The organism is Bacillus sp. JJ1127, assembly GCF_036965845.1.
Lineage (GTDB): Bacteria > Bacillota > Bacilli > Bacillales > Bacillaceae_G > Bacillus_A.
Genome location: NZ_JBALQK010000102.1, coordinates 1 through 8,814, shown reverse-complemented (window position 1 = coordinate 8,814; position 8,814 = coordinate 1). Strand labels below are relative to the sequence as shown.

The following is an 8,814-nucleotide window of genomic DNA, read 5'->3' as shown; positions in this document are numbered from 1 at the left end:
GAAATGGAAATTTCTTCGTGGTAAGTTTTTTGTCAAAGATATCATTGTAAGTATTTATACAATCTTTGTAAGAAACGACAATTTGAGAACTTATAAAGTCTGGTTCATATAACCAAATTTCCAGGTAAAAGTTTTCATTTTCCATTGTCATTTTTTCATACCAGTTTAGATACACATCTATCATTTCGTTTAATAATAAACGGTTATACCAATTAGGAGGGTTTCTACGGACTAAAGAATAAAAGAGATGAATTCACAATTTTGCGTAATCTCTTTGATGCTCACGAATGTAATTCATATCTATGTTGATTACATTTTGCTTCCATCTTTCTACCTTTCTCTTATGTCGTTTCCAACCTCGAATTTTCTTCTTTTTAGAGTGATAAAGCTCTTTCATTAACACGCATCCCTTAACAGATATACTAATACCAAGTTCATTTGAAGCTTATTTCCGAAATGAGTTCCTTTAAATTTGTACTGAGATACCGACACTCTTCAGTTTCAAAATCCTCAATAACAATTTCTCCAGTACGATTGTTCATAAGGATTAACATCCCGCTACTTTCAAATCCTATTGGGATATATATTTCTTCTCTCTTTTTAAGAGATAAATAATCTCGGACACAATTTGTAAATAAATGAGGTTCAATACCTGGTGTTACAGGAAATAAGCTAATATTGTAATTGCCAATCCAGCCAATCATCTCAAGAAACCAATATGAATTAAAATATTCTCTTATATCAGAATGAAGGATAACATTCCGTTCTTTCTCTGTAGCTTTAAAATAAAAATTGATTAAAAAATGCCCTTCAATTTCGTATTTGACAATCGAAAAAAAGAAACCATTTTGAAAAAATTTTAACGGGTTCACTTTTGCGGTGTAAAACGATAAAAAACGTACCACTTCTCATCGTAAATCGCAATTAAATATCAAACGAATTCTCAGTATAAATCACAACAAAGAGCTTAGAAATTCCCCCTAAGCTCTTTGTCTATTTTTAATTATATTTATCTTCATCAATACCAAATTTAATTAATGGAGTAACTAAATTTCTTGAATCATTTCCACTCTGTTTCCGAATGGGTCTCTGAACTCGAAACGTTCAAATCCTGATATTGGTACTCCTTCAATTATCTGAATGTTATTTTGCTCTAACACCTTTCTCCAGTATGATACATCCTCCACTTGATAAGCTAAATGAGCTTTTGTTGTTAATCGATCAAAACCATCTTCTGTACCTATATGCACATCTCTATCTCCGACTTTTAACCAAAATCCTCCACGCCCCTTTAGTGATTCGGGCTTTTCTTTCTTAGGTAGACCAAGAATTCCACAATAAAATTTTTTCCCTTCTTCTTCAGCACCTTTTGGAATAGTTATCTGAGCGTGATGCAAACCAAGAATCATAAAATCCACTCCCATTATCAATTGAAATTTGAATTCTTCTATAACCAAATAATTTTTTTAACACTTTCTAAATCCTCTTTCATTTTATATCGCCAAATACAATAAGTGAAATATTGATAAATTATGATTTTCGATAAGCATTACTTATGTATATTTAATTTCAAAAAGAAAGATTTTTTTCTCAATATAATCCCTACCGTATGAATCTATCTTTTCTTAGTTAATTCACATATCAATTCTCAATAAAAGAGCTTGGAGTTCCAAGCCCTTTACATTACTTCCAGTCATCTTAGCAAAAGTGAATTTTGCACCTTCTAGCTCATATTTTTTAAAAATTAACAGGACTTAACCTAATAAAAATACCACCAAATAAAATTTTTATTAGGCCATCTATTACAAAAAAGACATCTAAACTTACGTTAGTAATGTATAATCCTATGATTGCATTAATTGTTAAACTGATTGCTAGAAAAAGCATTAATTTCCCATGTACTGGAATAAAGGTTAAAAAATGAATGCCTACAGCTAAAAGAATTAATAACCAGCAAATTCTATAATCATCCGAAAAAAAATTAAAAATGGGAACAACTAAAATAGTCAATAGAATCATTGAAAAATTAGACCATTTTTTTTGCCCCTTTGTTCCAGAACCAACTGCTAATTTCTTCCTGGTTCTAGGGTTTAGTTGCCAAATCATACCTAATGCATAAACAATAATAAAAGGCCGAATATCTGGATAGCCGTTATGTTTTATTAAAAGTAAAAACGTTGCTATTCCAGAAATTATTAACCAAATCCCATTAATCTTTTGTCTAGGATATTTATAGGTTTGTATTTCCATGTCTTATTCTCCTTCTTCGAACGTTTCAAGTCTTTGTATTAAATATACTTCTTTTTGTCAGAGCCTCTATGAGCTAATTTGGCTAAATTCATACCATCATTCTTCTACCTCGCTTCGAATAATAAAATATAAGATTTCTGGAACATCATAACAAATAGAGTTGTAACTTTTTTGTCACAATTCGTCGAATAGAAAAATACAAGTCGGCTTTTGTCGTAAAAAAGACACCCTCAATGAAGTGCCCCCATAAAGTTAGACAGGTATTCCGTTAGGCAGCTTGTTGAGGATGAGCTCGGTATTGTACTGACTTATGCCTTTTAATTTTGTCTGGATTCGCTTGTGATTACATTGACTTGAATGAATTTATAAAAATCACCATTTCCATTTATATGCCATCGTTTACTTTCTGATGTTCGTTTACATGTTTTTTCTTGATTAATATAGCCTTATACAAAGAAGCTAGACCTAATACAGCAAATACAATGATTACAGGAATTCGAACTGTATGTGGAAGATAACGTGGAAGAAAGAAAAGACGCACTTTTTCGTCTATACTAAGTATTTCAAAAACGAGTGGTACTATACTTTGATGAATCAAAGAAAAGATACCGATAAATACAAGAAGTACAACAACAGCAAGTTTTTTCTTAGGTAATTCAGTCGCTTTATTTTGTACTTTCTTTTCACTATCCTTTCGCCGAGTTTTCATGCCATTTTTCATTTTAGCTAGTAATTCGGGGCCACTTAATTCAAGCTTTACATAAGCAATGCGGCCAAACCACCAGGCAAAAAACACTCCAGTACAAATGCCAGTAGGTACACCCATCCATTGTAAGAAATTTAAATGAAGCAATGTCCCAATCCATACAACTGCTAAAGCAGGTATAGCAGTTGCTAGTACCATCACCATCATAAGCCAAGTTGTTATAAACATTTTCCCAGCATTCATATCGTCACCGGATACAATAGTACCACGCCCTCGCCTTTGAGGATCTGTTATAGGGATTAAGTTAAATACCGAGAACAATACAATAAGACCTGCAGCTCCACCAAGTAATGCAGGAATTAATGCGGACACCCATGGGTAAACCCAAGTAAGTCCGCTAGAAGTGGTAAAAATAACTGTCGCTACAATGGCAACTGGACCGACAACCAGTAACCAAGCTCCTTGTCGACCGCGTACATCGATCCGTTCTACACCAGGAGTCACCAATGTCAGCCACAATGCACTCCCATCAAAACCATATAAATTACAAGCAAACATACTTGTGAAAACAATCATAATTACTCCTGCCCAGGGCATTAAGCCAGGTATACCAGCAATCGTAACTAGGAAGCCATAGAACAGCCCTGTCCATAGACCCATCCGCAGAAAACGACCACGCTGTGGATCCCTTATCCAACATTGTAGTTCCTTAGTCATTATTGCTCCTATTTTAGTTTCTGGAAGGATTCGGAGAACGTTCCTATGATTTTTTGCAGTAGTCCAACCTTTTATTTTTGTAAAATTTGTCGTTGTACTTCTTGTCAATAATTTCGCCCATATGTATAACAGAAGTCCGCAAAGTATTGTTAGGACAATTAAAGAAACAGAAGCTAATAACCAATTTGATTGACTAGCCTGATCTACAGCGAGTATCGCCCAGCTCGACGGGAAGATGTACAGTACAGTAGAATTTTTTGTTGTTATCCAGTTGATGGCAGGAAGTGCATACCAACCTACGTTTAAAAACGCTATAATAAAACCAATGAGCATCGCTCCAATCTCCATACCGATTCGAGATTTCATCGTCTCGCCCATGATACTAATCACTACTTTTGATAGCAGCACTACAAAGACTAATTGTAAAATAATTGCCGGAACAGCAACTATAATTGCCCCTAGATTAAGCCGTACTGCGTACCACAAGAGACCCATAAAGGCTACTAGACTAATCAGTGGCCCTAATCCTATAAAAGCTACAACAAGTAATGCCCTAGCCAGTTTATAGGAGTTGAGTGGGAGCAACATGAAATATTCCGGACGTAATAGCCCATCTCCACCGGTGAGCATCGGTCCCATTATCCAACCGATAGTCCACACTGCAAAGACAATGTAAAGAATATCCTTCGATACGGTAGGATTAGTAGGATAAAAGGCAAAAAGCAGGACAGTTCCAATCGCTAGTAATAGGCCAAATAATCCACCCATAATCAAGAGGACGGCTCTACCTCCATTCATCGAATGCCTAAGTATTGCTAACTTCATTCGGACTAATACACTAACCAAGGCAATTCCCCTCCCTGAGCGGTACGACTGCCTACTAACCGAACGAACGCTTCTTCAAGACTTTGTTCACCACAAACATAATCCATTGTTCCTGACGCAACCACGCGCCCTTTGGTGATAACAGCAACGTGGTCACACAGTTGTTCAACCAACGCCATAACGTGACTAGAGAATACTACAGAACCACCTGAGGCAACAAATCTCTGTAAAATCTTTTTAATAGTAGCTGCAGAAATGGGGTCTACGGCCTCAAACGGCTCGTCGAGAACAAGCAACTTTGGAGCATGAAGAAGTGCAAGAGCTAGCCCGATTTTTTTACGCATTCCAGTAGAGTAATTGATAACTAGCGTTTGTTCAGCATTGTTCAATTCTAGTACTGTAAGTAGTTCCTCTGTACGATGAGCGACTTTCTTAGCATCCATCCCTCTCAATAGCCCTATATATGTTAATAGTTCGCGTCCAGTAAGCCTTTCTGGCATAGATAGCCCGTCTGGCAGTACTCCAACCAGCATTTTAGCATGTGTTGGATTTCTCCAGACATCGACCCCAAAAATTTTAGCATCCCCACCATCCGGTCTTAGTAATCCTACAGCCATTGACAATGAAGTAGTCTTACCTGCTCCGTTTGGTCCAACCACTCCGTAGAATGAACCACTTGGTACCATTAAGTCAATATGATTAACTGCAATAGACTCGCCGAATCGTTTATACAGATTGAGCAGCTGTAGCGCTGGAGAAGATTCATCAAATGTGATTTCCAATGATTTTGATTCAAAGATTTTCATAACCTTAGTTCCTCCTTCAGGATTTTATTTCTTTTCGATGGATAACAATCCAGCGCTTTTTCAATACATCGAGGGATGGTATAACCGTAAGAGGATCCATAGTAGCATTGGCTATAAAACTCCTCAAGCAATAGAAGATCTAGCTAAAAAAGTAGCATAGACTTAACTTTCTTGTGTCCAAAATATTGACTCAAATCCAAACACATTATAGTTAATTAAACTAACTCTTTTAATCGCTTCATTACAGAGTGTACCGTAAGTCTATGAAAAGAAATTAATTTATTCTTGTAGATGACGCCATAGATACCATATGGGGTAGGTGAAAATCGCAACAATTCTTCCCTGTTTTTTATGTAAATAATTTCTGCGTTTATACCCAATTTGTTTGCTCCCTTAACAACATTATCGGTTGATATATCTACAAATGGGCACTGCTGTGTGCGAAGGATTGTTAATTTTTTAAAAGGTTTAAGTCGCTCATCCCAATCATTTGGAAAATAAGGATTGGGTGAATTTCCAAATTTATTAACAAGTAATTCAAAACCATAAGGTGCATAATCTACTTCAATGAAATTGTTTTTTATAAAAATATCCTTACTAGGTGTCCAAGAAGTGTCTGGATTTGTAATCACAATAACGCCATCTTTATTTTGTTCCTTAGCATCTTGAATACATTTATTAATCAATTTTGAGGCATACCCTTTTCCTGTAATATTTACCCATAAGCAATGAATAACTAAATAATTTTCACCATAGACAACTCTTGAAGAATATTCAATAGGTGTATATTCAATAAACCCTGCCGGTTTGCTATTCTCCATTATTTTTATATACTTTAAACCTTCATTGAACCTTCCCATAAGCCATTTGTTTTTATTTATGTAACCTGCTGAATTTGGCTTACTACGAAGGCAATAACATCCCTCATCATCTAAATTCCCTTCGTCTAAGTCTACCATTTCAATTGTTTCCAATATATTTCCCCCTACATTTTAAATATTCATGTTCAAATAATCTGTATATTTCAGCTTAAGTGCATTTATTCAGAATCTCCCTTTATTTTAACATAAATATACTTTTATCTTACTGAGCAATATGGTCCTTTAACGGAACAACTTTATATTCAGTCAACAGTATATTAACCTGCTTCTCAACATCAGATGTTCATTTCCCTTTAACCATAAAAAGCCCCCTTTAGACAAACTATATCCAAAAGGGGTGACACTTCGCATCTTTTTATAAATATCTCGACTTTCTTTCAAATCTACAAATATATCATTAAACATCTAAAAAACTATGAATTATTTTGAATAATAACAATTAATATCAATTTTATAAGTATTTATCCATTTAAAATTTCCCCACCATTCACGTGCAGAATTTGTCCTGATATGTAAGATGCATCATCGGAAGCCAAGAATACATAAGCAGGTGCCACTTCAAACGGTTGACCGGCTCGCTTCATAGGAACATGATCTCCAAATGTGGCAAGCCATTCTGGAGGTAAGGAAGATGGAATTAATGGGGTCCAAATTGGTCCTGGGGCCACACCATTAACTCGAATCCCTTGCGATGCCAGTGACAATGATAGTGAACGTGTAAATGAAACAATAGCCCCTTTAGATGCTGCGTAGTCAATTGCATCTTGATCTCCATCATAGGCACTAAGGGATGTTGTATTTATTATGGAGCTTCCTGAATTCATGTATGGCAAAGCGGCTTTCGTAAGAATAAACTGCGAAAAAACATTTGTGTGAAAGGTACTTGCCCGTTGATTCGAATCTACATCAAGTAGACTGTTCCTTATGTATAGTACACCGGCATTATTCACCAAAATGTCAATACGGCCAAATTGGCAAATTGTTTGCATTACTGCTTGTTGGCAATGCTGCTCATACCCAATATCACCTGGAATAGTAATGCAACTACGTCCATACTTTTTGACATAGAACTCCGTTTCTTTTGCATCGCTGTGTTCATTTAGGTATGAGATTGCTATGTCTGCCCCCTCTTTCGCGAAGGCTACAGCGACAGCTCTCCCAATTCCACTATCCCCACCAGTTATAAGCGCTACCTTATTTATAAGCTTACCTGCTGGTTTGTAGTTGGGGTTATCAAATATAGGTCTGGGTATCATTAATGATTCAATGCCAGGTTTACTTTGTTGTTGAGGCGGGAAGCCCATCACATACACCCCTCTCGGCATTTTTCTATAATGTATTATGATATTCAGGAAAATATATCATTTTCAAAAAATTGAATAGAGGAAGTTTTCATGCGTTCATACTCTCCGAATATTTCTCATTAAAGATTAAATGAAAAATTTAAAACACACGTATTATGCTTTGAACGTTTCATCACATTATAAGCAGCAGATACTTTGACCATAAATATCTTCACCAATATTATTCGTCCCACTCTTCATGAAAACTCCCGCCACTTATCTCCTTCGGATCTTGAAGTGGGGGTTTCTCATGTATCACCTTCAAGAGATGCTTAACACGAGTGGAGTTGACACAGCTGCCTGATGGCACAACCCCTCTATTCCNNGCCTTTGGAACTGCTTTTTTTAAGATATTATAGGAACCATTCACATCTGCGTTCAGTAGTTTGTTTTCTTTCGTACGATACAAGCCACGTTTGATACGTTTTCCACTGAATACAGAAATGTCTTGCTCACCATAGGTTGGAATATCATCAGCGTCTAAAAAGGATGCCTTGCTTGTATACGATTCTTCTACGACTTGTACCATTATGCCATGTCGCTTCGCCTTGTAGTTAATCATTTCAATGAGTAGATTATGCGGGATATGGCAGAAGGATTGATTCTGTCTTTTTCCCATATCACTGTTTTGTTTCCATGATGTATTTTTCCCAATGACAATTATAGAGATCTCATGTTGAACTGCGAAATGAACAATATGGTAACTCATTTTGTGAAAGAGATCTTTTATTTTGAGAAACCGTTTTTCATGAAGCCTCTCTAAACGCTTGGATGTATGTGGTCCTTCTTTGGGTTCTTTTCCATGTCGAAGAATACTCAGCAAATGCGCCTTTTGTTTGTTGTAGTATTGATTGATACTTTTGATGACATTGCCCTTTACTAACACAGGAGTAGCCCCTGTATTCGTTACGATGGTTGCAATGTTATGAATCCCTAAATCAATACTCATATAACGATTATTGTCCACATGCTTAAGTGCTGGCTCAGATTGTTCTGTCACAATTTCAATCTTAAACTTCCCATAAGCAGGAGAAACACGTACCTCTCTGAGATTGCCAATCCGTCCAAACAATTTACCTATATTTAATTTTATGCTTGTTTTTGGAAAACGAATGTACTTATCTTGGAGTTTACATACTTGATTCGTGAATACAATTTCTTTCATAGATGATTTGATATATTTGGGAATGCGAGGTCTGCCCGTAAAAGTGGAATGATGTTTCTGATATGCTTTCATGGAAGCGAAGAATGATTTCCAATTTTGATGTAACTTCTTCATAACTGCT

General features: G+C 36.0%; 8 protein-coding genes and 2 pseudogenes. 1 reads left to right on the top strand and 9 read right to left on the bottom strand.

The features are described 5' to 3' along the window. Nucleotides 1-253 precede the first annotated feature (253 nt). From V7183_RS11640 to V7183_RS11615, 6 genes are all read right to left on the bottom strand, one after another. A complete protein-coding gene (locus tag V7183_RS11640) occupies nt 254-397 on the bottom strand; it encodes a hypothetical protein (RefSeq protein ID WP_335359610.1) in 144 nt (47 codons plus the stop codon). 37 nt (nt 398-434) lie between these two features. Beyond that, nucleotides 435-905: a SecY-interacting protein Syd gene (locus V7183_RS11635; RefSeq protein ID WP_335359609.1), complete on the bottom strand. Its 471-nt coding sequence runs from the start codon at nt 903-905 to the stop codon at nt 435-437. Between the two features lie 141 nt (nt 906-1,046). Then, a complete protein-coding gene (locus tag V7183_RS11630; RefSeq protein WP_335359608.1) occupies nt 1,047-1,409 on the bottom strand; it encodes a VOC family protein in 363 nt (120 codons plus the stop codon). A 328-nt stretch (nt 1,410-1,737) separates the two neighbouring features. Continuing rightward, nucleotides 1,738-2,250, bottom strand: coding sequence for a DUF6609 family protein (locus tag V7183_RS11625; protein WP_335359607.1), 513 nt, complete (start codon nt 2,248-2,250; stop codon nt 1,738-1,740). A 385-nt stretch (nt 2,251-2,635) separates the two neighbouring features. Continuing rightward, the gene (locus V7183_RS11620) at nt 2,636-4,519 is read right to left on the bottom strand and encodes a hypothetical protein (RefSeq protein ID WP_335359606.1); all 1,884 of its coding nucleotides are present in this window, start codon (nt 4,517-4,519) and stop codon (nt 2,636-2,638) included. After that, nucleotides 4,504-5,304: an ABC transporter ATP-binding protein gene (locus V7183_RS11615; RefSeq protein ID WP_335359605.1), complete on the bottom strand. Its 801-nt coding sequence runs from the start codon at nt 5,302-5,304 to the stop codon at nt 4,504-4,506. Before V7183_RS11615 ends, V7183_RS11620 begins: the two co-directional genes overlap by 16 nt. Nucleotides 5,305-5,350: 46 nt before the next feature. Between V7183_RS11615 and V7183_RS25960 the strand changes: the two are divergent. Further along, nucleotides 5,351-5,464: pseudogene (locus V7183_RS25960) on the top strand (IS3 family transposase); the annotation flags it as partial. 55 nt (nt 5,465-5,519) lie between these two features. Here V7183_RS25960 and V7183_RS11610 read toward each other — a convergent pair. The 3 genes and pseudogenes from V7183_RS11610 to V7183_RS11600 form a co-directional block, all read right to left on the bottom strand. Continuing rightward, nucleotides 5,520-6,278: a GNAT family N-acetyltransferase gene (locus V7183_RS11610; protein ID WP_097899793.1), complete on the bottom strand. Its 759-nt coding sequence runs from the start codon at nt 6,276-6,278 to the stop codon at nt 5,520-5,522. A gap of 368 nt (nt 6,279-6,646) precedes the next feature. After that, nucleotides 6,647-7,489 (bottom strand): SDR family oxidoreductase, encoded by an 843-nt coding sequence (locus tag V7183_RS11605; RefSeq protein WP_097899792.1) that lies wholly within the window; start codon nt 7,487-7,489, stop codon nt 6,647-6,649. A 349-nt stretch (nt 7,490-7,838) separates the two neighbouring features. Next, nucleotides 7,839-8,814: pseudogene (locus V7183_RS11600) on the bottom strand (RNA-guided endonuclease InsQ/TnpB family protein); the annotation flags it as partial.